Source organism: Mesorhizobium sp. WSM3860 (assembly GCF_002294995.1).
Lineage (GTDB): Bacteria > Pseudomonadota > Alphaproteobacteria > Rhizobiales > Rhizobiaceae > Mesorhizobium.
Genome location: NZ_NSGF01000021.1, coordinates 1 through 23,078, shown reverse-complemented (window position 1 = coordinate 23,078; position 23,078 = coordinate 1). Strand labels below are relative to the sequence as shown.

The 23,078-nt window shown below is 61.8% G+C and carries 22 protein-coding genes; 7 read left to right on the top strand and 15 right to left on the bottom strand.

Annotated features, from left to right (window positions below):
- The first annotated feature begins 512 nt into the window (after positions 1-512).
- Complete coding sequence (locus tag CK220_RS25805) at positions 513-1,943, top strand: NAD-dependent succinate-semialdehyde dehydrogenase (protein WP_245429406.1); 1,431 nt, start codon at positions 513-515, stop codon at positions 1,941-1,943.
- Between the two features lie 67 nt (positions 1,944-2,010).
- Here CK220_RS25805 and CK220_RS25800 read toward each other — a convergent pair whose 3' ends face one another.
- Positions 2,011-2,757: a GGDEF domain-containing protein gene (locus tag CK220_RS25800; RefSeq protein WP_245429402.1), complete on the bottom strand. Its 747-nt coding sequence runs from the start codon at positions 2,755-2,757 to the stop codon at positions 2,011-2,013.
- 251 nt (positions 2,758-3,008) lie between these two features.
- A complete protein-coding gene (locus CK220_RS25795; protein WP_095814222.1) occupies positions 3,009-3,710 on the bottom strand; it encodes a thermonuclease family protein in 702 nt (233 codons plus the stop codon).
- Between the two features lie 129 nt (positions 3,711-3,839).
- Between CK220_RS25795 and CK220_RS25790 the strand changes: the two genes are divergently transcribed.
- Positions 3,840-4,376: a hypothetical protein gene (locus CK220_RS25790; protein ID WP_095814221.1), complete on the top strand. Its 537-nt coding sequence runs from the start codon at positions 3,840-3,842 to the stop codon at positions 4,374-4,376.
- A 41-nt stretch (positions 4,377-4,417) separates the two neighbouring features.
- Here CK220_RS25790 and CK220_RS25785 read toward each other — a convergent pair whose 3' ends face one another.
- The 10 genes from CK220_RS25785 to CK220_RS25740 form a co-directional block, all read right to left on the bottom strand.
- Positions 4,418-4,975 (bottom strand): hypothetical protein, encoded by a 558-nt coding sequence (locus tag CK220_RS25785; RefSeq protein ID WP_095814220.1) that lies wholly within the window; start codon positions 4,973-4,975, stop codon positions 4,418-4,420.
- Positions 4,972-5,535, bottom strand: coding sequence for a L,D-transpeptidase (locus CK220_RS25780; protein ID WP_095814219.1), 564 nt, complete (start codon positions 5,533-5,535; stop codon positions 4,972-4,974). Before CK220_RS25780 ends, CK220_RS25785 begins: the two co-directional genes overlap by 4 nt.
- Positions 5,536-5,590: 55 nt before the next feature.
- Positions 5,591-6,754, bottom strand: coding sequence for an AAA family ATPase (locus CK220_RS25775; RefSeq protein WP_095802502.1), 1,164 nt, complete (start codon positions 6,752-6,754; stop codon positions 5,591-5,593).
- A complete protein-coding gene (locus CK220_RS25770) occupies positions 6,751-7,350 on the bottom strand; it encodes a TadE/TadG family type IV pilus assembly protein (RefSeq protein ID WP_245429401.1) in 600 nt (199 codons plus the stop codon). The genes CK220_RS25775 and CK220_RS25770 overlap by 4 nt, the downstream gene beginning before the upstream one ends.
- A 41-nt stretch (positions 7,351-7,391) precedes the next feature.
- A complete protein-coding gene (locus CK220_RS25765) occupies positions 7,392-7,874 on the bottom strand; it encodes a TadE/TadG family type IV pilus assembly protein (RefSeq protein WP_245429400.1) in 483 nt (160 codons plus the stop codon).
- A 62-nt stretch (positions 7,875-7,936) separates the two neighbouring features.
- Positions 7,937-9,490 carry a pilus assembly protein TadG-related protein gene (locus CK220_RS25760; RefSeq protein ID WP_095814217.1) on the bottom strand — a complete coding sequence of 518 codons (1,554 nt, stop codon included), beginning with the start codon at positions 9,488-9,490 and terminating at the stop codon, positions 7,937-7,939.
- Between the two features lie 66 nt (positions 9,491-9,556).
- Entirely contained in the window at positions 9,557-9,850 is a 294-nt protein-coding gene (locus CK220_RS25755; RefSeq protein ID WP_095814216.1) for a hypothetical protein, read from the bottom strand.
- Positions 9,837-11,219, bottom strand: a complete 1,383-nt coding sequence (locus CK220_RS25750; protein WP_245429399.1) for a type II and III secretion system protein family protein — start codon at positions 11,217-11,219, stop codon at positions 9,837-9,839. The genes CK220_RS25755 and CK220_RS25750 overlap by 14 nt, the downstream gene beginning before the upstream one ends.
- Before the next feature lie 113 nt (positions 11,220-11,332).
- A complete protein-coding gene (gene cpaB / locus CK220_RS25745; RefSeq protein WP_245429398.1) occupies positions 11,333-12,478 on the bottom strand; it encodes a Flp pilus assembly protein CpaB in 1,146 nt (381 codons plus the stop codon).
- Positions 12,465-12,683 carry a Flp family type IVb pilin gene (locus CK220_RS25740; protein WP_095814213.1) on the bottom strand — a complete coding sequence of 73 codons (219 nt, stop codon included), beginning with the start codon at positions 12,681-12,683 and terminating at the stop codon, positions 12,465-12,467. The genes cpaB and CK220_RS25740 overlap by 14 nt, the downstream gene beginning before the upstream one ends.
- Before the next feature lie 498 nt (positions 12,684-13,181).
- Between CK220_RS25740 and CK220_RS25735 the strand changes: the two genes are divergently transcribed.
- The 5 genes from CK220_RS25735 to CK220_RS25715 are packed head-to-tail and all read left to right on the top strand — an operon-like array spanning position 13,182 to position 17,638.
- Positions 13,182-14,567 (top strand): CpaF family protein, encoded by a 1,386-nt coding sequence (locus CK220_RS25735; RefSeq protein ID WP_095814212.1) that lies wholly within the window; start codon positions 13,182-13,184, stop codon positions 14,565-14,567.
- Positions 14,564-15,532: a type II secretion system F family protein gene (locus CK220_RS25730; protein WP_095814211.1), complete on the top strand. Its 969-nt coding sequence runs from the start codon at positions 14,564-14,566 to the stop codon at positions 15,530-15,532. Before CK220_RS25735 ends, CK220_RS25730 begins: the two co-directional genes overlap by 4 nt.
- A gap of 15 nt (positions 15,533-15,547) precedes the next feature.
- A complete protein-coding gene (locus CK220_RS25725; RefSeq protein ID WP_095814210.1) occupies positions 15,548-16,495 on the top strand; it encodes a type II secretion system F family protein in 948 nt (315 codons plus the stop codon).
- Positions 16,496-16,547: 52 nt separating this feature from the next.
- The gene (locus CK220_RS25720; protein WP_095814209.1) at positions 16,548-17,096 is read left to right on the top strand and encodes a tetratricopeptide repeat protein; all 549 of its coding nucleotides are present in this window, start codon (positions 16,548-16,550) and stop codon (positions 17,094-17,096) included.
- On the top strand, positions 17,093-17,638 hold the full coding sequence (locus tag CK220_RS25715; RefSeq protein WP_095814208.1) for a prepilin peptidase: 546 nt from the start codon (positions 17,093-17,095) through the stop codon (positions 17,636-17,638). The genes CK220_RS25720 and CK220_RS25715 overlap by 4 nt, the downstream gene beginning before the upstream one ends.
- Positions 17,639-17,645: 7 nt before the next feature.
- Here CK220_RS25715 and CK220_RS25710 read toward each other — a convergent pair whose 3' ends face one another.
- The 3 genes from CK220_RS25710 to CK220_RS25700 all read right to left on the bottom strand — a co-directional run.
- The gene (locus CK220_RS25710) at positions 17,646-19,043 is read right to left on the bottom strand and encodes an ABC transporter substrate-binding protein (protein WP_095814207.1); all 1,398 of its coding nucleotides are present in this window, start codon (positions 19,041-19,043) and stop codon (positions 17,646-17,648) included.
- Between the two features lie 33 nt (positions 19,044-19,076).
- Positions 19,077-19,445: a hypothetical protein gene (locus CK220_RS25705; protein WP_095814206.1), complete on the bottom strand. Its 369-nt coding sequence runs from the start codon at positions 19,443-19,445 to the stop codon at positions 19,077-19,079.
- Positions 19,446-19,526: 81 nt separating this feature from the next.
- Positions 19,527-23,078 (bottom strand): Ig-like domain-containing protein (locus tag CK220_RS25700; protein WP_141245226.1); only part of this gene is annotated, 3,552 nt, incomplete at its 5' end.

The window sequence follows — 23,078 nt, the reverse complement described above, 5'->3', positions numbered from 1 at the left end:
GAATTTCGGCCATTCTTTAGTCTGTCACAATGTTACAAAGATCATCATAAGTTATTGATTTTATTGAAGTAATCTAGAGTTCAATCCTCTCTCGCAGCACCAGCTTATCCCGTTGACTGGGAATAGTTATCTGACCTTCTTGGTTTTTTCGCCGCCTGTCTGGTACACAGGGGTGGTGTTAGCTCGACACTGTCTGGACCCTGGGCGATGGAAGACGCCCGGCGTCTAGTACCTTCGACAACGCGCCCCTCCAACTTGAAGATTTTCCGCTGGACGGAAGGTCCGTATTCCCGTTGGCGACACCATAGGAACGGCAAAAGCTGGGGCAACCGTCAAGGTCAGCCTCGATACAGAAGACACCTAGACCAAGAAGCGCCATCTATCACGCTCGGCACTTGAGAGGCACGGACGTGCGGAATACATCTTGGCCTTGTGCAACGTCAGCTCTTTGAAGGAGGAGACCGGTATTGCCCCTGTGCCTGCCGATCACCCGCCACCTGAAATCCCCTGACCTGTTCGGCGCGATCGACCGTGTGCCGGCGCTTGGCACGCCGGTCGGCGGGCGCACGTTCGAGGTCTTCAATCCATCGACGGGCGAATTGCTGGCGGAACTTCCCGACATGGGGATCGAGGAGACGCGGGCGGCGATCGATAGGGCCTATGGCGCTCAGGCCGAATGGGCGGGGCTGACCGCCCGGGAGCGCAGCGAAATCTTGTGGCAGTGGCATCAACTGATCGTCACCCACACCGACGATCTTGCGGCGATCCTCACCGCGGAGATGGGCAAGCCGCTCGCCGAAGCCAAATCGGAAGTCTCGCATGCGGCGGCGTATCTGCAATGGTATGCCGAGGAAGCCAATCGCATCTATGGCGAGACGATCTCGGCGCCCTCGACAGACCGCCGCATGCTGGTGATCAAGCAGCCGATCGGCGTCGTCGGCACGATCACGCCATGGAACTTTCCCACATCGATGGTGGCGCGCAAGATTTCGCCGGCGCTGGCGGCAGGCTGCGCCATTGTGCTTAAGCCTGCCGAACAGACGCCGCTTGTCGCGGGCGCCATGTTCGCGCTCGCCGCCGAAGCCGGCTTTCCCGACGGCGTTGTCAACCTCGTCTATGCCTCGGAGGGTGCCGCGGTGGGGCGCGAGCTCTGCCACAATCCCAAAGTGCGCAAGATCAGTTTTACCGGATCGACCGAGGTCGGGCGCCTGCTCATGCGCCAGTGCTCGGACCAGATCAAGAAGGTCAGCCTCGAGCTCGGCGGCAATGCGCCTTTCATCGTCTTCGACGACGCCGACATCGATGCCGCCGTGGACGGGGCGATCCAGGCGAAGTTCCGCAATGCCGGCCAGACCTGCGTTTCGGCGAACCGACTTTACGTCCAATCGGGCGTTCACGATGAGTTCGTCGACAAATTCGTCCGGCGGGTTTGCGAGCTTCAGGTCGGCGACGGTTTCGATCCCGGTGTCGCCATCGGCCCGTTGATCGACAGCCGGGCTCTCGCCAAGATCGAATCCCACATCGCCGATGCCGTGGCAAAAGGCGGTGCGATCCGGTGCGGCGGAGGCCGGATTGCCAGACACGGCACGTTTTTCCAGCCGACGGTCCTTACCGACATCTCCAGCGCGATGACGGTGGCGCAGGAGGAGACATTTGGGCCATTGGCTCCGGTCATCCGCTTCGAGGATGCCGATCAGGTCGTGCGTGAGGCCAACGACACGATCTACGGACTAGCCGCCTATTTCTATGCCTCCAACCTGAAGCGTGTCTGGCGTGTGGCGGAGGCCCTGGAATACGGCATGGTGGGCATCAACACCGGGCGCATGTCCTCGGAAGCAGCACCCTTCGGTGGCGTCAAGCAGTCCGGCATCGGGCGGGAGGGGTCCCGCCACGGCCTCGAGGATTACCTTGAGATGAAATATCTCTGCATGGGCGGCATCTGAGACGCAGAGCTATGAACCGCAGCACGCGGCCAGGTTGTCGGCCGGGTTGGGCTGCTGGTTGCGCCGCTCAGTTGTTGAAATGGGACAAGTGAAAGTCGGTTTCGTCCTGCAACTCGGACAATCCTTCTTCGGCCGAGCGGAACATATCTTCGAAAGCCAGCTCATGCTCGAAGACGACGCCGCCTGCGCGTATGGCGAGCACATCCTTGTCGCCTTTCGGCGCGAAATAGATCTGCCCGACCGCTTCCCGGATGCGCTTGCCGATCTCCTTGGCGTCTTCCTCGGTCGCGCCGGCAAGGAAAACACCGAACATCGCCGTGCCGATGCGGCCGATCAGATCCTCCTTGCGCACCGAGGACCGGATGGCGGCGGCGATGAGCCGCAAGGCTTCATCGCCCCATTCGAGCCCGAAGCGCAAATTGATCGCCGATAGATGTTCCGGGTGGATGACCAGGAAGGCGCCGGAGCGCGGGCCGGCCGGCCTGGCCGCTCGCCTGTCGACCATCGACGTGAACACGGCCCCGTTCAGGCAGCCGGTCAGATGGTCGTAGGTGCCGGACCTGGTGAGCTCCTGCCGGTAGCGGCGGATCTCGACCTCTCTCCAGCCGAGCAGGGCAAAAAGCGGCAGACCGATGATGATGGGCAGAAGGGCGGCCGTGATGACGCTGCGGCCGAACGGCGTCGACGCGTCGCTGAGCAGCAGCAGATAGTTGAGGCCGAGCGACAGGCCGACGCAGCCGGCGGTGCCCAGCAGGGACAGCCAGACGACATGCTTCCAGGCCGCTGCCGGCGCGGTCTCGTTTTTTATGCTCACTGGCCAATCTCCTGTTGGACGCATTGGCTTAAAGGCGGTGTGTTACGATTTCCGTTTCAGCGAGGCCTACAATTTGAAGGAAATCAGTGTCTTTCTCCTTGGATGGCGCCGGCGGCTGCGGCCCGGTTCTCGCTCCGATGTGATTCGTCGCAAACCGGGTCAGCGTTTGGTAAGATCGCTGAGCTGCCTTAACCATTCCGTTATTACGCAATGCCGAACGGAATGCCGCTATGCGCCTTTCCGGGAATGGCCTATTGCGGCGGACCGAAGATCCCCATCTTGGCAGCCCTGGCGACGGTTTCGGCTTTGCCGTAGATGCCCAAGGGGGACGCCATTGCCCAGCCATTGGCAACCAGCCAGGCGCCGACATCCTGTTTGCCGAGCATGCAGGGCGCGGCGATGGCAAAGCGGTCGGCATCGGGCGGCAGTACACATTTTACCGCCCGACCGCGCAGCCAGGCATTGAAGGCGGCGCGGGCGCGCTGCCCGCAGGGCCAGATGGCGTCGCCGAACGCGCAGGTTTTGGCGGGATCGACGTCGATGGTCCCGCTGACGATCACCCTGCGCCCCATGGCCTCGAATATCGCCGACGAGGTGGCGACCGGGCTATAAAGCAGCGTCTCATGCCAGCCCTGCGGCATCGGCGTCTTCGGCGGCGCGGCGAGGCCGAGCTCGCCGAGCGGAGGGCGGGGCTCGATGCGATCGATCCCCGCCACGTCGAGCGGCGGCGGCGCGATGAGGTCCTCGGCTATCCTGCGCGCCGGCTGGCCTAGCCGTGTGTCATGGATGGCGACGCGAGAGGCCGGTCGGGCCTCGCTCGCGACCTGGGCGGGCGAGGAGGGGAGCTCCGACGGCAACCAGTGCCTGGACGCGGCGACCAGCAGCGCGCCCGCGACCAGCCCAAGGCTGCCGAGCGTCGTGGCAAGCCGGCTGGTCGATTTCGCCTCGCCCAAAGCGCGCCTCGTCGTTTCACCCGATCATACATTAGGCGCCGGTGACATCGCTTGAAAAGCAAGGCTTTGCGTTAAGTCTCGCGCAACCAATGCGGCCTACAGTCGAGCATCGGATGTCGAGGGGATGACATGACGCGCAAGCCGACACTGCTCTTTGCCTTCCCGGCTCTGATGCTGTTCCTGCTGGCGGCGGAACGGACGGCGACGTTGCTGCTCGGAACCTATTCGGCCAGCCCGACCATGTGGCGCATCTGGCTCGAGCTGCGCCCCTTCTCGACGATGTTCTGGCAGCAGGTGGATTTCTATCTCGGCGGCTCGATGGTGCTGAACGCCGCCATCATCGTCGTCGCGTCTGCCGCCTGCTGGATGGCCTGCCAGGCCAAGAGATCGGCCGGCTTCTTCCTCGCCAACCATGCCGCGCTGATGTTCGCCGGGCTGATGATAGCGGCCGGCAGCCATTCGGAAACGGCGAGCACGATCGCTACCTTCACCGCGCCGCGCGGATTTCAATTCTCGCTGGCGATCGACTTCAGCTTGAAAAATTGCATGGTGCTGTGCCTTGGCCTTGCGGCCTGCGCCTATTGCCATGTCGCCTTCCTGCGCGAGGCGAGGCTGCGCGCCGAAACCCGCGCCGTCCGCATCCTGGCGCTGCAGCGTGATCTTTAGACCGTGCTGATCGGAATGCCTTCCGCTATCGCGATGCCGCGTCAGTTGATCTTCTTGTAGTAGACTTTGCCGTCGGCCTGCTGGATGCGCTGATAGGACGGATTGGGTCCGGGCGGCGCGGCCTTGCGCTTGAATGCCGGCGCGCCGGCGGAGTCGGGCTCGGTTGGGTTTTCAACTGCCGACGCCTCCGCCACGGTCGTGCCGGCGAAACCGGGCTCTGGCGCCCGCGGCGTCTCGGCATCGGCGGCGACGGGCTGGCCCTGCTCCAGCCGGGCAATATTGCCGTTGATCTGGCCGAAACTCGCCTGCAGCTGCCGGTCCAGCGTCTCGAACCGGCTCTGGAAGCCGTTGTTGACGGTATCGATGCGTGCGCCGATCCGCTGCTCGAACTGGCCGAGCTGGTCCAGCCGCGCCTCCAATGCTCGAAGGTCGTTGACCCCGCGATAGAGGTAGATGGCGGCGGTGACGTTGATGGCGGTGACGAGGACCGCGCCGGCCGCGACCGCGCCGATGGTTCTCGCCCGGCTCGGCCTGCCCGGCGTCTTTTCCTGTTCGCTGAGTTCGATTGCCGGAATGTCCGGCTCGCTGATCATCGTCATTCAACCACCACCTTTGCGCCCACCGCGACGCGCTTGAAGAGATCTATCACATCCGTGTTCGTCAGCCGAAAACATCCGGACGTGCCGTCGAAGCCGACACCTTTGGGATCGTTGGTGCCATGGATGCGATAGAGCGTGTCGCGCCCCTCGCGCGACAGATAGAGCGCCCTGGCGCCGAGCGGATTGTAGGGACCGGCGGGCACCATCGCCGGCAGCTCCGGCTGGCGGACGCGCATTTCTTTGGGCGGGCGCCATTCCGGCCATTCGGTCTTGGCTGCGACCGTGACGGTGCCGGTCCAGCCGAAGCCGTCGCGGCCGACGCTGATCTGGTAGCGCAGCGCCTGGCCTTTGCTGCTGACCAGATAGAGCGCCTTCTCGTTTTTGCGGATGATGATCGTTCCCGGCTGCTCGCCGGTCTGGAAGGCGACCGTCTTGCGCAGGCTGGGGCCCATGGCGGGAAGCGGCGGCGGCCCCGATCCGGCTTCCGCGAAACCGCAAGGCACAGCCAGCGCGATGCCGATCAGGCAGGCGCCGGCGAGGCCTGTCGCTATCCGCCGCATTTGCTTTGTCGCAATTCCTGATGGAAAACCGCTGCGCGCTTGTCCTGGAATTGCTCTAGCGCTGGGCATTGTCCAGCCGCTCCTTGAACATGCGCTTCAGGTCCTTGTTGAAGCGGGCCCGCCCGTCCACCTCGGAAGGCAGGATGGCGCGGTTCAGCGCATCGGCGAGCAGCGCGTTGTCGAGCACCAGCGACTTGATATGCGGCGCCTTGAAGATCTTCTCCAGCTCGCTGCGCGAGAAGTGGTTGCCGAACCATTTGCGCTTGTGCTTGTTGGCGACCAGCGTGATCGAGACACCGTTGCCGCGCAATTCGCGGATCTTCTTGTAGAGCCGCTTGCCCTGCCTGAGCGAGGCGACGTTGAGCTCGAAGACGATGAAGATCTCGTCGCTGGTGCGCAGCACCGACTCGTGCCACGGCGTCTCGATGTTGGGCAGGTCGATGACGATGTCGTCGAAGCGGTAGGCGACGAGGTCGAGCAGCCGGAAGACGAAATCGGCGCCGCGCGGCTCGAACGGCAATTGCGGCCGCTCGAAGGAATAGAGCGTGAGGCCGGACGGCCGCGACAGCTTGATGACGTCCATCAGCTCGACATCGAGCCGCTCCGGCTGGCCGATGATGCCGGCAAGGTCGAACTGGTTGAACTGGTTGAGATAGGCGCCGCAATTGGCGCTCTGGAAGTCGAGGTCGACGAGGCAGGTCGAGGCCGCCCGCTCGGCCGATTTGGAGGCGAGATGCTCGGCCGCCGAGATCGCCAGCGTGGTCGCGCCGGCGCCGCCGCTGGCGGCAATGAAGGTGACGATGCGGCTCTTGGTGCCCTGGTTGCCGGTGTCGTGGAAGGTGACGGCGTTGAGCAGCTCCTTGGGGTCGAGCGGCTTGTGCAGCCAGTCCGACGCATTCATGCGCACCAGCACCCGGGTCTGCTCCGACGTCAGCTCGCCCGAGACCGCGATCAGCGGCACCGAAGCCCAGGCCGAGCGCGCCTCGACGAGCGCATTGTTGCCGAGCAGCTCGCCATCGCCGAGATCGAGGATGATGATGCCCGGCCGCGCATCGACCGGCGGCCCTTTCAGGAACTCGACCGCCTCGGAAACCCTGACGTCGTAGATCGCCAGCGCGTCGAGCCGGGTCGTCACGTCGTGCCTGAAATTCGCATCCGACGAAAACAGCGCGACCTGCTTGCGTTTCGTCGGCAGCACTCTGGTGTCGATGGCGTTCATGGCGAGGTACTCTTTAAATCTTCACCCGTTACTGTACTCAGCATGGAAGGCATGGTCATATTGCCGAACCCGAGCAGACCGCCCAGGAAGAAGAACTGAAAGCTGATGTTCTGCAGACTGACGCTGATCGTCGGCACCGGCCCACCCAGTCGCGTCTGATAGCCCAAGCCGGTGGCCGCGTAGGTGACGACAACGTTGTTTCGCCTCAGCCCCGGAAAGAAGTGGCACATGCCTGGCCGCTGATTGGTGCCCAGGGCAGGGCAGGCATCATCATTGGTGTTCGCGGTGTCGCCGCGGAAAATACGGCTGAAAGCGGCGGGGCTGAGATTGCCGCCGTTGGAGCAGGAGCCGGTGCCGCCGCTGCTGTAGGTGCAGACAAACGGGCCATAGGCGCCTGCAGCGACCGGCGCTCCCGGATTTGAGATCGGTGCAGCGGTAGTTAGGGCTGAAGCCACCGGGTCGGAAATGGAGGCAAGCCTCGCCCCGATCTGCACCGCCTTGGTCGCCGCATTCCACTGGTACAAGGCATAGCCGAAATCGATAAAGCCGAGAGTGAGGGTAAGCAACAGCGTAACAGCGATGGCCATTTCGACCATTGCCGTTCCGTCTTCCGATCTTGCGAATCGCTTCAGCATCATCAGAACCGGATCAACCGCTCCTCATGGCTGGCAGAAAGTGTGATGCCGGAAATATTGAGCAGGGACAGAAATCCAACACTGTCGCGGCTGGCATAGGGATAGGTGGCGGACGCCCTTACGATGCAGACCTGGGCTGTCGTCGAAAGGTAGAGGACGGTCCCGGTACTTGGATCGATCGCGTTCCTGCAAGTGGCCGGGTCGGCGATGTTGATCGTCACGTCCGTTGTCCGCCAATCGCGGACACGTGCCGGTGGAGACCCCGCCACATTGCCGAAGATGGCAATGTTCCTGGCGGTATTGGCGCAATCAATCGTGAGTCCGGCATCGGTGTAAAGCTGGCTGTTGCAGCGAGCGGCGAACCGCGCGCCATCTTCGAGGCCGGCTTCGATCAGAAGCTTGTCATGGATAAGATTGCCGAATTCGAAAACGCCTGCCGACAGGATGAACATCAGGGGCGCTACGATCGCCATCTCGACCAGCACGGTGCCGCGCTCGTCACGACGAAAACGGCTCAGCGCGCGTGACAGCGGGTTTCTCATGGCCATCACCGATAGAGCTGCGCTTCGTCGCGCAGGAAATTGTCGAGCGTTCCTGCACCGCCGCGACCGGTGATGTCGACGAGCTCGACAAAGACGGACCCGCCTGCCGATGCGCCTGGAACTGGCTCAGTCATGAAGAAGCTGGCGAAAGCCTCGACGGGAAGATTGGTGCTGTTGCCGTTTAGGTTGTTGCCGGCTGCCTGCAGCGCATTGCAGTTCAGGATCGCGCCATAGAGCAGGCGGCGGTCCACGGTCGTGACCGGCGCCTGGCAGGCGCTCGGCGGCGTTCCCACTTCGCCGCCTGTTGAAGCGTGGCTAATCAGATTGTTTGCGTTCTCATATTTGTAGACTTGGTACCGGGTCGGCTTGGTCGTATTCCACGAAGAGGGGTAGCTGGTGGCCCCGAAATTGGTGCTCCAATAGCCGGACAGGTTCCAGTTCCCGTCACCCATCCTTCCGCCCATATACGGCGTGGTCGCGTCTCTCGGCAGGCCCATATTCCCTGTCGCGTTGAACGTCAGCTGATTGTACTGCGGGCACTGGTTGCTGTTGCCATTCCCGTTTCCGTTTCCATTTCCGTTCCCGCCGGTCGAAGCTCCCTTTCGGACATTCGATGCCGGGCCGTACTCGGCGCTGTTGAAGGCATTGCCGCTCGCCTTGATGCCGAAGCGTACATTGAACGCGTCCTGCACCGGTCCGGTGTTCTGGCCGGTCTTTGTGCTGACGCCCTGCGCCGAATAGCAGCCGCGAGGCGCCGAGGTGGCGATCGTCTGAGCCAGCGCCTGGGCACCATTGCCGACATCATCCGGCGGGGCCAGGAAGCCAAAATTGCCGGGGCCGTAGGCGGCGTTGTTTCCCACCATCCGGAGCTCGATGAGGCGTCGGTGGATAGCCGGATCGGAAACCGCCTGCTCGAGCGTCGCGCCGCCCGCAGAATTGGTACCGTTCACCATCTCATAAGGATTGCACATGAAGACGGGCGTGTAGTTGCAAACGCCCGAGGTGAAGCCGGCAACCGAGATCGCGCTGACATTGTAGCTGGTGTCGGCGGCGCTACCGGAGGACGAGAAGGAGACCGGGAAGATCGCCGTGAATGTTTCCGGCTGCGCCCTCACTTGGATAAACCGTGTCACGACGGCCGACGCTGCATAGTTGGCAGCTGTGATCGGGTCCGAGTCGTTAGCCGGGATGCTTGCAAGGAAGCACCAGGAAACTCGTCCCTTGGACCGGCATGCCGAATATGTCGGGTCCACCGTCGCTGTTCCGTTTCCGGTGGTCAGCACTGTGGTTCCGCCATCCGAGAACCGCGTGTCGTTGGCGACGAGATTGTCCAACGCGTTTTGTGCGCGCGTCCAGGCGTCGGACCTGCCGTTAAGCTCGGCGGCGGCGGCGAGCGCCAAAGCGTCGGTGCCATTCTGCAGGTCGTTGTGCAGGTTGTTCATCCTGCTCATGTCGATTGCCAGCAGGGAAAACCCGATGATCGCTGGCAGCATGATACTGACGAGGATCAGCGCTATGCCTCTCTGATCGTGCCAGAACGCGCGAATGGTCCGCAGCATGGCCTTACTCTCTACCCCTGGTGTCAGGCCCCTCGAATGCCTGCCCGCCGCATCCCCTTGTTCAACTCACGGAGCGGTCACTCCTGACGTGCCGACATTGACTGTCATGTTTGTTGTTGGCGGTGGAGGCGGCGGAACTTTGTACCGCTGAACCACGCCGACAGCACGTGCGCCGTCACCTTCGATCTCCGTGTTGTTCGAGACCGGATTGTACGGATCGACCGTCTGCAGCAGCTGATTGGCCTTCTGAGAGTCACCCGACGCCAGCGTCATGGTGTCGTAATTGTTCAGATAGTCGGCGGCGCAGCCCGCGAGCAGGCTGGTGCCGAGAAGGACGAGCAGAAGCTTATTTCTTGACATAGACCAGCTTGTCCTTCGATTTCACATCCAGCATGTGGCCATAGGGACCGGTGACGCCGTCGCCGTGCTCATATTTCCTGATCATGTCCTTGCTGACTTCGAGCTGGCCGAGCAGGAACAATTCCGGATCGTTGGACGGCTTCGTCTTGTCGAAAGGTGTCGCAAGCTGCTCGCCGGGTTTCGTCGGCCGTACCAGATGCGGAGTGACGATGACCACCAGCTCGGTCTCTTCCTTCTGCGTGCTCGAGTTACGGAAGAGCGCGCCGACGATCGGCACCTGGCCGAGCCATGGCACCTGCTCCTGCAGCCTTGTGTTCTTGCTGGAGAGAAGTCCGCCGACGGCGAAGCTCTGGCCGTCACGCAGATTGACCACGGTTGCCAGCTTGCGGTTGGTGAAGATGGGATCGCCGGCGGGCGTGAAGCCGGTCAGGTCGCTGACTTCCGGCGCAAGCTTGATGCGGATTTTGCCGTCGTCCAACACCACCGGCGTGAAATTCAGATTGACGCCGAATTGCTTGAACTGGATCTCGATTTCGCCCTGGCTGTTGACGCTGCGGATCGGCACCTCGCCGCCGGCGTTGAAGCTGGCGGTTTCGCCGGAAACCGTGGTGAGGTTTGGTTCGGCCAGAAGCCGCACCACCCCTTTCGACTCGAGTGCTTCGATGATCAGGTCGACCTTGATGTTGCTGTCGATGACGCGGGTAATCAGTGCGCCGAACGGGCTGCTATTGGACAACAGACCGCTCAGAAGATCGCCAGGGCCGAGTACTGCGCCATCCTCATCAACTGCGGCGATTCCGGTTCCAGTGCGGGTCGTGCCGCTCCTGTTTGTGCTCTTTAAAGAGACACCGAGATCGCGGCCGGCATTGCGCTTGGCTTCCAGGATGCGCACTGAAAGATTGACCTGCTCGCTGTCGTCGATGGTGACGGCGTTGATGATGGCATCAGGGCCATATTGCTGCGTCACTTCGACGATCTGCGCCAGCGTCGCGGCGTCCTTGACATGGCCGCTCAGCCGAACCTTGCCGTTGATCGAGCCGATCTCGATGCGCGCCTTCGGCGCCACCTGGCGGATGGCGGCCGCCATGTCGCTGACATCCTGGCCGACCTCGATCTGGAGAGTGCCCAGCGAGCGTTTGTCCTCGGAAAACAGATTGACGGTGGTGGTGCCGAGGCTCTTGCCGATGACATAGAGCGTCTTGTCGGTCATCGGCTGCGCATCGGCGATCTTCTCGTCGCCGACGACGATATCGCCAAGCGTGGCGTTGACCTGGATCGTGGCGGATTGCGAAACGGGCACGAAGATGCGGTGCAGCGACGGGCTCGACACATCGATGAAGCGGTCGGCGGCGCGAGCCGCGAAACTCAACGGCAATGCGCAAGACAATACCAAAGCAGCCGCCGTAAGTGGTCCCCAGAACGCACGCATCTATGCTACCCCCTCGCTGGCTGATTCGGGCCCCTCACCCTAATATGCCAGCGTTACTTTAGCCGCGGCACATCATATGTTTCGAGTTTTACACCTCGAAACACACCGATTGTAGCGCGGGCCGGCGGCTCCGGCTGCACATATTTGACCACTTCCTTTACAACTTCTTGAGGTTGTGGTGCGGGTGCCACAGTGGGCTTCACCTTGCTCAATTGATCGATCTGGGTTCCGACCCGCTCAACGGCCTGTGCCAGCCCATCGATCTTGGCGTCGGCGCGCTTGCGGTCTTCGGCGGCGGCAGCGTCCGCGGCCTTCTGCCTATCGAGCTCCGCCTGCCGCTTGGCGACGTCTTCCGGAGTATCGCCGATCAGGTCGGCGAGGGTCACTCGCTCTGTCGTTTCTCCCCGGCTGCCTGCGGCCTGCCTTAGGGCCAACGACAACTGACCCGCTCCGGCGGCTAAAGTCAGCTTCTGTGCGTCCTTGGTGTCGACCTCGACCGTCACTGCCTTGGCCACGGTCGGGCTGTCCTTGCTCTCGTCCGCAACCTGGTCGATCGCAAGCACCTTGACGCTCTGTAGGAGCACGTCGACAAAACTCTTTTCCCCGCCGCCCCCATCGCGCACCGTGCGCGTCAATAACACATCGACCCGGTCGCCCGGGAAGACGAAGCCGGCGACGCCCAGCACGTCATTGACGCGAATGGACACGGCCTTCATGCCCTCTCCCAGCACCGCCGACAGGGTGGCCCGCTGGCCTGGTCCGGTGATCTTGGCTGAGAGGATCGGTTCGTTGGCGCTGATGGATTGCAGCGCCTGCCTGGCGCCATTGCCGGCCAGAGCATCTTTAACCGTCTTGAAAGACCCGGCCGGGACTGCGCCGGCGGGCCAAGGAATTTCGCGCAATTTGTCGGCGCTCAATGCGTCGCCGAATTTCAGCGGCATTGCCGCGACGACCAGGGTGCCTGCTTGCACGCCATTCGCCTGTGCCATCGCGCTGCGCTGACCGGCAAGCCACATATTGGCGAGGACAACCGCGACGACGCCGAACACGCCGGCGAGAATAATCATGATGATCGTGTTGGCACGCATAAGCCCAAACCCCAAAAAGGCCAGTTGCCCGGCACAATGCCCCAGTTCCTTTATAGGCGTCAGGCCCGGGCAAGCCCGGGCCTGACGCTGAAAAACATCAGGTGCCGACACCGGTGGCTGCGTTGCAGGAGCCGATGTTGGTCCCGTCAAGCGCGGTGCAAAGGCCGGTGAAACGGCCCGTGACCCAGCCGCCGATCGCGATGACCGTCAGAACGACTGCAACCGCAATGATGCCGAGAAGGATAGAATATTCGACCATAGCAGCGCCGTTTTCGTCGTCGCGGAACTGCCGGGCCATCGTCATGAGCTTCTTCATGCCAATTTCTCCCTTTGGAGGTTTCAACCCGACGAGACGAGCCTAAGGAATGAACCCCATACCCAAGCATCCCCCGTCGAATTCAATCCTAGGTCCTGCGAAAAAGCCGAGTCAAACGGATTAACAGTCCCTTAACCTTTCAATACTCGATTTGAGACTTTCTCAATTTTGACAACAGCTTGATTCGTTTCGCTTTTCAAGCGATCTTAACCATTCGTTCACAATTCGGCCACACCCGTACCCATCGAACAACACATTAGAGGTATGACATATATATTTATATTATAAGGGGTTAGAGGTGCGTCCCGCCTATGTCGCGGCAAAGGTCCTAGGACTTTGGTCGGTCGGCGTCGAGCTGGGCAAAATAAAACGATTTCTCAAATCTCAATTTCTTAACTATGTCGCAAGTAATAAGTCCAGTGTGTCCTCCGGGCCGCTTGTGCCTCTCGTGGTTAACGCTTAGTTTCGATGTCGGGGAAATTAGGAGGGGTTGGTGACATGTTGGGGCGTTTCATCAAAGGACCGAATGAGTCGCGCTCGCCGCAGCCAGGGGCCCCTGCTACGATCGCGAATGACACTGCAGTTGCTACAGCGGCGGAAGCCGAATCTCATAGTGACGATTATCTTTCGCTAAAGGTCGAACTCCACAGCCATCTTATCGACCGCTTCAATCTCACCGCGCTTGAGAACGCTTCCAAGGAAGAGATTCTGAATGAGATTCGGCCCATCGTCCGCGAATTCGTTCGTGGACGGAACGTGCCTCTGAATGCGCGTGAGCTCGATCAACTGACCAGCGACACGGCTGACGAGATGCTTGGGCTCGGCCCAATCGAGCCTCTGCTCAAGGACGATTCGATCGCCGACATCCTGATCAACACGCACAAGCGCGTATTCATAGAGCGTCGGGGCGTGATCGAGGAAACCTCGATCCGTTTTCGCGACGAGGCGCACCTCCTGCGCGTCGTCAACAAGATCGTCTCGGCAATCGGCCGCCGGGTCGATGAGTCTGCGCCGATGGTCGATGCGCGCCTTGAGGATGGCTCGCGCGTCAACATTGCCGTGCGGCCGATCTCGGTCGACGGTCCGCTGGTGTCGATCCGCAAATTCTCCAAGCACCCTTATTCGCTGGAGCGGCTGATCGCCTTCAACTCGATCCGGCCGCCGATGGTCGATATGCTGCGGATCGCCGTGCAAACGCGCAAGTCGATCCTGGTTTCGGGCGGTACCGGCAGCGGCAAGACGACACTGCTCAACGCCCTATCGAGCTACATTCCGAGCAAGGAGCGCCTGATCACCATCGAGGACGCTGCGGAACTGCAACTGCAGCAGCCACATGTCGGACGCTTGGAAACGCGGCCGCCCAATGTCGAGGGCAAGGGCGAGGTTCGTCAGCGCGAGCTTGTCAAGAACGCATTGCGCATGCGCCCCGATCGCATCATCGTCGGCGAGGTGCGCGGCGAGGAAGCCTTCGACATGCTGCAGGCCATGAACACCGGCCACGAAGGGTCGATGACCACCATCCACGCCAACACGCCGCGCGACGCGCTCTCGCGCCTTGAGCAGATGGTCGGCATGGCCGGCATGCCCATGACGCATGAATCTATCCGCGCGCAGATCGCTTCGGCCATCGACATCATCGTGCAGACGCAACGCCTATCCGATGGCGGCCGGCGGGTCATCTCCATTTCGGAACTGACCGGAATGGAAGGCAATGTCGTGCAGCTTCAGGAAATCTATCACTTCGTTCGCCGCGATGTCGGAGCCGACGGCACGATCGTCGGCGATTTTCGTGCGACTGGCGTTCGCCCCCGGTTTGCACAAGAAGCCGCCACGATGGGCTTCCACTTCGCTAAGGACGCCTTCAACCCGCAGGTTGCGCTATGAGCACGCAAACCCTGCTTTACTTTTTCTATGTGCTAGCAGCCGCATCAGTTATCCTTGCGGGTGAGGCCTTCTATCTCTCGTTCGCCAGCCGTCGTTCGCGCGCCAGCACCATAAATTTACGCATGAAGCGGCTCGCCGAAGACACTCCAGCCGAAAAGACCTTGCAGGGGCTGTTGAGTGAACGCGGTCTCAGCGAGTCGGGAGATTTCCTGTCGAGATTCATTTGGCTAAATCGGCTCTACACGCAGTCCGGCGTTACGGGGAATCCGCTCTCTTTTGCTGCGATGTTCATGTTGTCGGGCCTTGCGCTGTCGCTGCTTTTTGCGTTTCTGCTCAATTATTCCGCGCTGGCTTCCATGATCATTTTCTTGGTGGTCGCAATAGTATTGCCGCTTCTCGTCTTGCGCCGGGCGCGGAACAAGCGAATCCAGAGATTCGCCGCGCAACTGCCCGACGCATTGGACATGATCGTGCGCTCACTGCGGGCCGGGCATCCTGTTTCGGTTGCGATAGGTCTTGTCGCGCGCGAGATGCCCGATCCGCTGGGTACAGAATTTGGCATCGTCGCGGACGAAATCACCTTCGGACTGAGTGTAGAGCAGGCGGTTCGAAAACTTTCGCAACGCGTCGGCTTTGAAGGCCTGCATCTGCTTTCTGTGTCGCTTTCGATCCAATCGAAAACCGGCGGCAACCTGACCGAAATCCTCGCTAATCTTTCAGCCGTTCTTCGTGAGCGGCAAAAGCTCCGGATGAAGATAAGGGCGCTATCCGCAGAGGGGCGTATATCGGCATGGATTATTTCGCTTTTTCCAATTGTGATGTTCGGAATTCTCCAGTTGGCTGCGCCGTCATATTATGGAACCGTCTGGAATAATCCGATAATATTGCCAGTTTTCACGATCTTCGGCCTCTGGGCACTTCTGGGTGACTTCATCATGTACCGCATGGTTAACTTCGACTTCTAACGGGATTGGATAGAGTTGTTCTCTGGTCAAGATCTTAGCCTGTTGATCTCCATCGCCGTGTTCGTGACGGCCATGGCTCTTTTCCTTTTTGGCGCCTTTATCATTCTGCCTGCCTTGCAGACGCGGAAGCTGGTTACACAAAGCTTGATGGCGGAAGGCATCGCCGACCGGCGATCGTTGGCGGGACAAGACCAACTTGCCAAGATCGCAGCCCAGCGTCCGGTCGATGCCTATTTTCGTACGCTCGAGAAAGAACGCGGAGAACCGAATGCCCTTGAAGCCAAGCTGTTTCGTGCCGGCTTCTATCAAAACAGTGCGCCTGTCATTTACACACTCACTCGGCTTGGCGCGGTTTGCGTGGGCTTTCTGGCAGCGTATGCGCTTCTATCGCGGGTGTTGCCCCAAAACCTACCAGCGTTCATATCTTTTGCAGGCTCCGCTCTTTTTGGCCTCGCATGCCTGGTCATTCCAAGCATCATGCTGGATCGTTTTGAGAATGGGCAGAAGCAAATCTATCGGCGCGGCTTTCCCGACTTCATGGACATGATGATCACCTGCGCCGATGCCGGCATGAGCCTCGAGGCAGCGGTCGAGCGGGTGAGCCAGGAATTGGCTGGCACGCACAAATGGCTGGGTATCCAGCTCGCGATCATGAATCTGCAGCTACGGGCTGGCAAGCCGCTGCGCGAGGCTCTGCGTGATCTTTCCGACCGCATCGGGCTGGACGAGGCGCGATCATTGGCGGTGCTCTTCAGGCAGTCCGAAGAACTCGGCACGAGTCTCACCGAGGCGCTGCGCGTGTACAGTGACGAAATGCGAAGCCAAAGAATTCTTCGGGCCGAAGAACGCGCCAATTCCTTGCCGGTGAAAATGATGGTCCCTCTGGGCATTTGTATTTTCCCGGTTGTCATGATGATCCTCATGCTGCCGGTGATCATTCGCATGAAAGGCATTTTCTTCTAAGCCGTCATATGCTTAGGTTCTGAACTGAGTCGGGGGAGCCCTGGGGGACAGAATGACAGGGAAAATACGCCTCGCGGCCGCTGCTGGTGTGCTGACTATGTTGCTGGCCGGTTGCCAGACCGATCCAAGCGACGGTGTCGTGCGCACCAACGAACCCGCGAAAGGCGATTACACCGCCTTTGGCGACGCCTTTGATGGGCTGAAGACCGTCAGCGACGTCGACTACTATGCCTCGGACCAGGCGGTCACCGAGGCCAAGACCCAGTTCCGTTCGGAAAATTACGGCAATGCCGGTGCTTTGTTCTACAAGGCGACGCGGCTGGCGCCCAACGATGGCGTCGCCTGGCTGGGCCTTGCCGCCTCCTGCGACCGCATCCGCCGCTTCGATCTTTCCGACATGGCCTATAGACGGGCCTACAAGCTGCTCGGCGCGACGCCTGAATACTACAACAACGTCGGCTACTCCTATCTGCTGCGCGGCAAGCTGCAGGACGCGCGAGCGAATTTCCTCAAGGCCTATGAGCTCGCGCCCAACGATCCAACCGTGGCCAACAATCTGAAGCTTCTGTCGTCCAGCGTGCGGAATATCGAGCGGTCATGAGCCTTTTGCTGGCCGCGTCGCTGCTGCTCAAGGCCTTGGCCATTCCGCTGCTTGCGAGGGTCGCTTGGGTCGATTTCTCGACCCAGAAGATCTCCAACCGCGACGTTCTGCTGCTGCTTTGCCTCGGGCTGGGAGCGTTTCAGCTCCTTGCCGTTCAGGCGGGGTCATGGTGGGACATGGGCTTGAGCGCCATTGCCGGCCTGGTCCTGTTCATCGCGCTCTTTCCGTTCTGGGTCCTGCGCAAGGTTGGTGCCGGCGATGTGAAGCTGATGGCTGTCACGCCGTTTCTGATTGGAGGAAGCGGCCTAGTCGTCTTTTCGGTGTTTCTGTTGGGTTTCGCACTCGCGACAGCAGTCTTGGTGAGAAACCCTTTTCTGCTGCCGGTCGGGATGTTCCGGCACTATGTGCAGCACCTGGATCGCAAAGGCGTCGTGCCCTTCGGCGTGCCGATTTCGGCGGCGGCAATCTGCGCAATCGCGTTTCAGATCTATGCCAATGTGGCAATGGCCAGTAGCTCCGGGGTTCTAGGGCAGCTTAACTAGCCAGCCCTCAAAACCCCGCAGTCTGTTTCTCCACCAGCTTCAGTTTACCCTTTTCCACCTTGAAAAACGGCATCGACCTTTGGCTCGAGCCGTCGGCGCGGAAGCGGAACAGGCCGGTCGAGCCGCGGAAGCCGCTGGCGTTTTCCAGCACCTGCTTGGAGAAACCGTTCGGGCCGACCGAGCTCGCTATGCCGGCCGACAGCGCCACCATGTCATAGGCGTAGGCGACGTTGACATCGGGCTGATAGTTGTAGGTCGCCTTGAAACGGTCGGCGATCGGTCCGGTCTCGCTCTGGTCGAGCGTCGCGATATAGGCGCCCTCATAGAGCGGATCGATCGGGCGCTCGAGCCAGCGCTCGGTGCCGATCAGGCTTACGGCCTTGCCCGGAATGCCCTTCGCCTTCAGCGCCGCCAGCACGGCGACAGGGCTGTTGTCGCCGCTGGCGACGACGACGGCGTCGGGCGCCTCGACCAGCGAGCCCATGTCGGACACCACCTTGTCGGCGTCCGACGCCGAATAGGGAAGCGTCACGGCCAGCGTCGCGCCATAGATGCTGAGCGCGTTGGCGACCCGCGCCTCGACGGCGCCGGCGTTCGCGCCCGCCGGCACCAAGAGCACGAATTTCTTGGCGCCCTTGCCGGCGACCGCTGCCGCGCCCGCCGCCGCGCTGTCGGCTTCGCTCAGCCGCACCGAATAGACGCCCGGGCCGCCGGCGAAATTGTCGGCCAACGCCAGCACCGGCGGCCGCTGCGTGCCGGAGAGCTTGGCAAGGTGCTGCGCCGCCGCAAGCTCGGCAGGCCCGATGACGATTTTCACGCCGCCCGAAGTGATCGCCTTCACCGCCAGGTCCTTGGCATAGAAGCTGTCGCCGCGCGTGTCCTCGATCGTCAGCGTCACCAGCTTGTCGCCGAGATCGGCCATTGCGAGGCGCGCGGCATCATACATCTTCCTGCCGTTCTCGCCCGCGCTGCCGGGGGCCGAGAGCGGCAAAAGCATGGCGATCTTGGTCGAGCCAGTGCCGAGCGTCAGATTGCCCTTGGGGGCGGTCGCTGCGGAACTGGCGGTCAGCTGCGCCGGCGCGGCGGTGGTGGCTCCGGCCTGGCTGCTAGGCGCGGCTATCGCCGCGGGATCCAGCACCTCCGATGCGCCGTTCTTCGACTGGCAGCCGGAGATCGCCGCGACAATGGCAAACGCGAGCGCCGCAGCAATTCCAGGAAAACTGCGCAGCGGTTTCTCGTCCGCAATTGCGCAAAAACGAATAGTCGCTGCAGTTCGGCGTTTGCCTGAAACGATGAACTGCTCGAAGGCTCGCGGAACCCCGCGTCGGAAGTGCCGCGCCACGTCGGCATGCGCGGCAACCGGCGCCGGGCGCGCGCAAGCGGCGGCCTTCGCCCAGGCTCTCATGGCAATCATCGCAGCTGGTCGGCGCCCGTCAGCTCAGTGCATGTACTCGACCATGCGGTCGTGGAAGCACTCGCACTTGTTCAGATAGTCCTCGTCCTTGTAGTTGGTCTTGAGGTAGCCATAGGCCTTGCCGCAGGCGACCTTGGCTTCCGAGGCCCAGACGAAGGCGGGGCGCGACGAGTTGATCCATTCCGGGCTGTTGGCGACGGCGACGGAGTCGTCCATCAGCTTGACCACCCTGTCCTTGAGCTCGACCATGTTGTCAGTCAGCACCAGGTCCGAGGTGCCGACGGTGCGGCAATAATTCACCGCCGGCTCGCCGATGATATCTGCGGCAAAGCCGCTCGATCCGGCGAGCAGCACCGCCACGGCCGAAGCCAGCAGTCTTACGGAATGTTTCATGTAAGCCCCTCTCCAAATTGCGAATTCATTACCCGCTAATATGAAATGATAGCATGCTCTTCTGGCCGGACGCTGTGTCGCTCAAGCCACAGTTGTCGTCTGTGTGTGCAGGCCGTCATCATAAAGGATGGTGATCGTGTTCGCTGCGGGATGGTTCTGCAGCGTCGCGACATCCAAGAAGTTGGCGCCGCCCGTCGTCCCGTTCGTATCCACGCTCAAGTTGCCGGTGCCGGCGTCATACTTGACGAAGTCGGCAATGTTGCCGCCGTTGGTCTGGAATAGCGCCGTGAGATCGATCTTGTCGCCCTGGCCGCCGACGCCGTTGTAGTCGGTGATCAGGTCCTTGATGTCGAGATGATCAAGCCTGAATGTGTCGGCGCCGGCGCCTCCGGTCAGCGTGTCCTGGCCAGTGCCACCGATCAGAAGGTCGTTACCGTTGCCGCCAACCAGCGTATCATTGCCGCCGCCCCCGGACAGGATGCTGCCGGTGTTGTTGGCGGTCAACGTATCGGCGAAATTCGAACCAATCGCATTCTCGAACCCGCTGATCGTGTCGCCAAGCCCTCCTGCTCCGCCGACCAGTTGTGTCAGCAGGTTGACGCTGACCCCGGCAATTGCGTTGCTGTAGTCGACGGTATCGCCAAGGCCGGTGCCGCCGTGCAGCGTGTCGGCTCCCGAGCTTGCAGCAATGACTTCGCCCGTCGTGTTGACGCCCGTCAGCTGATAGCCGCTGCCGGAATGCGTTCCGACCAGCGCCACGGACAGATTGTCGGTGCTGGTGAAGGTGTCGCCGTCGTGATCGGTGATGCCGAGCGCGAAATTCAGCGTCGTATCGCTGACAATCGTCTGTGAGTTGTAGGTCAGCGACAAAAGCACGACCTTGGGATCCTCGCCGCTGACGCTGGCGATGTTCTGCACGTCCACCTCGCCGAAGTTGAAGAACGAGCCGCTGCTGGTCCCGTTGGTGCCCCAATGGGCGGCGTCGACGATCAGCGGCGTGCCGTCCGCCTGGGTCACGTTCCAGGTTGCGGAGGTGGTGTGCGTCGAATCCCAGATGGTTACCTGGAAATGCTCGAGCGTGTCGTTACCGCCCTTTCCGATGCCAACCGTGACTGCGCTTTGCGTGAGGCCGAATTTGAACGTGATCGTCTCGTTGGTATCGAGGTTGCCATTCTCGATGCCCATGCCGTTCGCATTCTTGAACACCCTGTCGGCAGTCGCGAGATGACCGGCCTGGAAGCCGTCGATAATAACGTCGTAGCCGCTGGAAGGTACCGCACCGCTGCCAAAGCTGGCTGCGCCGCCGGCGATCTTGACATAGTCGCCGTTGCCATTCGGAATGCCATTGATGACGTCGAAGACCGAGGTCGATTGCAGGCTGTTCGTCACGAGGTGGAAATCGTACGTGCCGTCAGCCGAAGCAGTCAGCGTGAAATATTCATTCGATCCCGTCGCGTTCTTCGCGTCGTTGAGGTTCGTATAGGCGAACATCTCCGACGAATGCGTAGTCGTGTCGTAGTGGGTGTATTCATAGAACGTGTAGAGCGTCGTGGCTCCGCTCTTGACATCGACCTGGACCACCGCATCGCCGTTGACGTTCGTGCCCTGGCTGGTCTGCGTGTAGGTCAACCCGCTCGGAGCCGTTCCCATTGCCAGAGTGATGGCGGACGTCGCGCTCGCCCCGTCGGCACCGAAGGACGGCGTCCAAGTGCCGTGAACGTCGGTGTTGCTGACGTTCGGCATGATCGCATCCTGGATGTTGCTGATCGTCGGCGTGTCGTCGTTGACGTTGATCGCCAGCGAGCCGGTCGCGGTGTCGCCGTCGCCGTCGGTGGTGACGTAGTTTAGGGTGAACGCAACGTTGTTCTCGTTCAGCCCGGTCGGGTGGTCGATCGCATGCAACTGCGTGACCGTGTAGTTGCCGGAGGTGGTGTCGGCGAGTTGGATCAGCAGCACCGCCATGGCGCCCTGGCTGATGGTCAGCGTCTGGCCGCCATTGCTCACAGCGGCAGTGAAGCCGGCGGGCAGCACGGTGCCCGTGGTGGTCAGCAGCGTCGACCCGGCGCCGTCGGCGCCGTAGTTGTGCGCCAGCGTGCCGGTGGTGTTGGCGGTGTCGGGATTGACATCACCCGTGCCGCCCGGATTGCCGCCGACGAGCGCGTCGTCGTCCAACTGCACGGCATTGTTAGTCGACACGTTCGGCACGTCGTCGACGATGTTGATGGAGATGGTGGAGGTTGACGTGTTGCCGTGGGCGTCGGTGACCGTATAGGTGAAGACGTCCTTGCCGGTCTCGGTGTTGGTGCCGTTGTTGGCGTCGGGCGAGGTGTCGTACGGCTTGGTCAGCGTGTAGGTGTAGTTGCCGTTCTGGTCGATCTGCAGCACGCCGTAGCTGCCCTGCACGGTGACGGCGCTGCCGCCGACGGCCGAGGCGGTCGCGCCCTGGATGTTGGTGACGTGCGGGCTGTCGGGATCGCCGAGCGAGAGCGTGCCGGTGACGGTCTCGGCCGTGCTCGACGGATTGGAGCCGGTGACCGTGCCGTGATCGATGTCGCTGCCCGATGTGGTGGTGTCGAGTGCGGCTTCGTTGACGGTCTGGGTGGCTGCGACCGGCTGCGGCTGGCCGTTGCTGACGGTGATGGTCAGCGTTGCCGGCGAGGTGTCGCCGTCGCCGTCGGTGATGGTGTAGTTGAACACCTCGGTGCCCGAGGCGTTCGGGTTGGCGTGGTAGCTGTAGGAGCCGTCGGCGGCGAAGGTGAGGGTGCCGAAGCTGCCGGTCACCGTGTTGCCGGACGAGCCCGTCCAGGCGATCGAGGCGATGGCGTCGGCGCCGGCCGTATCGTTGGTCTCGACATTGCCGGTCACCGTCTGGCCCGACTGCGCGCTGTTGGTGTCGTTATGCGCCGTCGGCACGTCGTCGACGATGTTGATGGAGATGGTGGAGGTTGACGTGTTGCCGTGGGCGTCGGTGACCGTATAGGTGAAGACGTCCTTGCCGGTCTCGGTGTTGGTGCCGTTGTTGGCGTCGGGCGAGGTGTCGTACGGCTTGGTCAGCGTGTAGGTGTAGTTGCCGTTCTGGTCGATCTGCAGCACGCCGTAGCTGCCCTGCACGGTGACGGCGCTGCCGCCGACGGCCGAGGAGGTCGCGCCCTGGATGTTGGTGACGTGCGGGCTGTCGGGATCGCCGAGCGAGAGCGTGCCGGTGACGGTCTCGGCCGTGCTCGACGGATTGGAGCCGGTGACCGTGCCGTGATCGATGTCGCTGCCCGATGTGGTGGTGTCGAGTGCGGCTTCGTTGACGGTCTGGGTGGCTGCGACCGGCTGCGGCTGGCCGTTGCTGACGGTGATGGTCAGCGTTGCCGGCGAGGTGTCGCCGTCGCCGTCGGTGATGGTGTAGTTGAACACCTCGGTGCCCGAGGCGTTCGGGTTGGCGTGGTAGCTGTAGGAGCCGTCGGCGGCGAAGGTGAGGGTGCCGAAGCTGCCGGTCACCGTGTTGCCGGACGAGCCCGTCCAGGCGATCGAGGCGATGGCGTCGGCGCCGGCCGTATCGTTGGTCTCGACATTGCCGGTCACCGTCTGGCCCGACTGCGCGCTGTTGGTGTCGTTATGCGCCGTCGGCACGTCGTCGACGAT

What these genes read in the sequence shown, in the direction of transcription:
- CK220_RS25755 (WP_095814216.1), bottom strand. Translation starts at nt 9,850, where the DNA reads ATGTCAAGAAATAAGCTTCTGCTCGTCCTTCTCGGCACCAGCCTGCTC.
- CK220_RS25770 (WP_245429401.1), bottom strand. Translation starts at nt 7,350, where the DNA reads ATGGTCGAAATGGCCATCGCTGTTACGCTGTTGCTTACCCTCACTCTC.
- CK220_RS25785 (WP_095814220.1), bottom strand. Translation starts at nt 4,975, where the DNA reads ATGACGATGATCAGCGAGCCGGACATTCCGGCAATCGAACTCAGCGAA.
- CK220_RS25710 (WP_095814207.1), bottom strand. Translation starts at nt 19,043, where the DNA reads ATGAGAGCCTGGGCGAAGGCCGCCGCTTGCGCGCGCCCGGCGCCGGTT.
- CK220_RS25760 (WP_095814217.1), bottom strand. Translation starts at nt 9,490, where the DNA reads ATGCTGCGGACCATTCGCGCGTTCTGGCACGATCAGAGAGGCATAGCG.
- CK220_RS25705 (WP_095814206.1), bottom strand. Translation starts at nt 19,445, where the DNA reads ATGAAACATTCCGTAAGACTGCTGGCTTCGGCCGTGGCGGTGCTGCTC.
- CK220_RS25775 (WP_095802502.1), bottom strand. Translation starts at nt 6,754, where the DNA reads ATGAACGCCATCGACACCAGAGTGCTGCCGACGAAACGCAAGCAGGTC.
- CK220_RS25735 (WP_095814212.1), top strand. Translation starts at nt 13,182, where the DNA reads ATGTTGGGGCGTTTCATCAAAGGACCGAATGAGTCGCGCTCGCCGCAG.
- CK220_RS25780 (WP_095814219.1), bottom strand. Translation starts at nt 5,535, where the DNA reads ATGCGGCGGATAGCGACAGGCCTCGCCGGCGCCTGCCTGATCGGCATC.
- CK220_RS25720 (WP_095814209.1), top strand. Translation starts at nt 16,548, where the DNA reads ATGACAGGGAAAATACGCCTCGCGGCCGCTGCTGGTGTGCTGACTATG.
- CK220_RS25790 (WP_095814221.1), top strand. Translation starts at nt 3,840, where the DNA reads ATGACGCGCAAGCCGACACTGCTCTTTGCCTTCCCGGCTCTGATGCTG.
- CK220_RS25740 (WP_095814213.1), bottom strand. Translation starts at nt 12,683, where the DNA reads ATGAAGAAGCTCATGACGATGGCCCGGCAGTTCCGCGACGACGAAAAC.
- CK220_RS25730 (WP_095814211.1), top strand. Translation starts at nt 14,564, where the DNA reads ATGAGCACGCAAACCCTGCTTTACTTTTTCTATGTGCTAGCAGCCGCA.
- CK220_RS25715 (WP_095814208.1), top strand. Translation starts at nt 17,093, where the DNA reads ATGAGCCTTTTGCTGGCCGCGTCGCTGCTGCTCAAGGCCTTGGCCATT.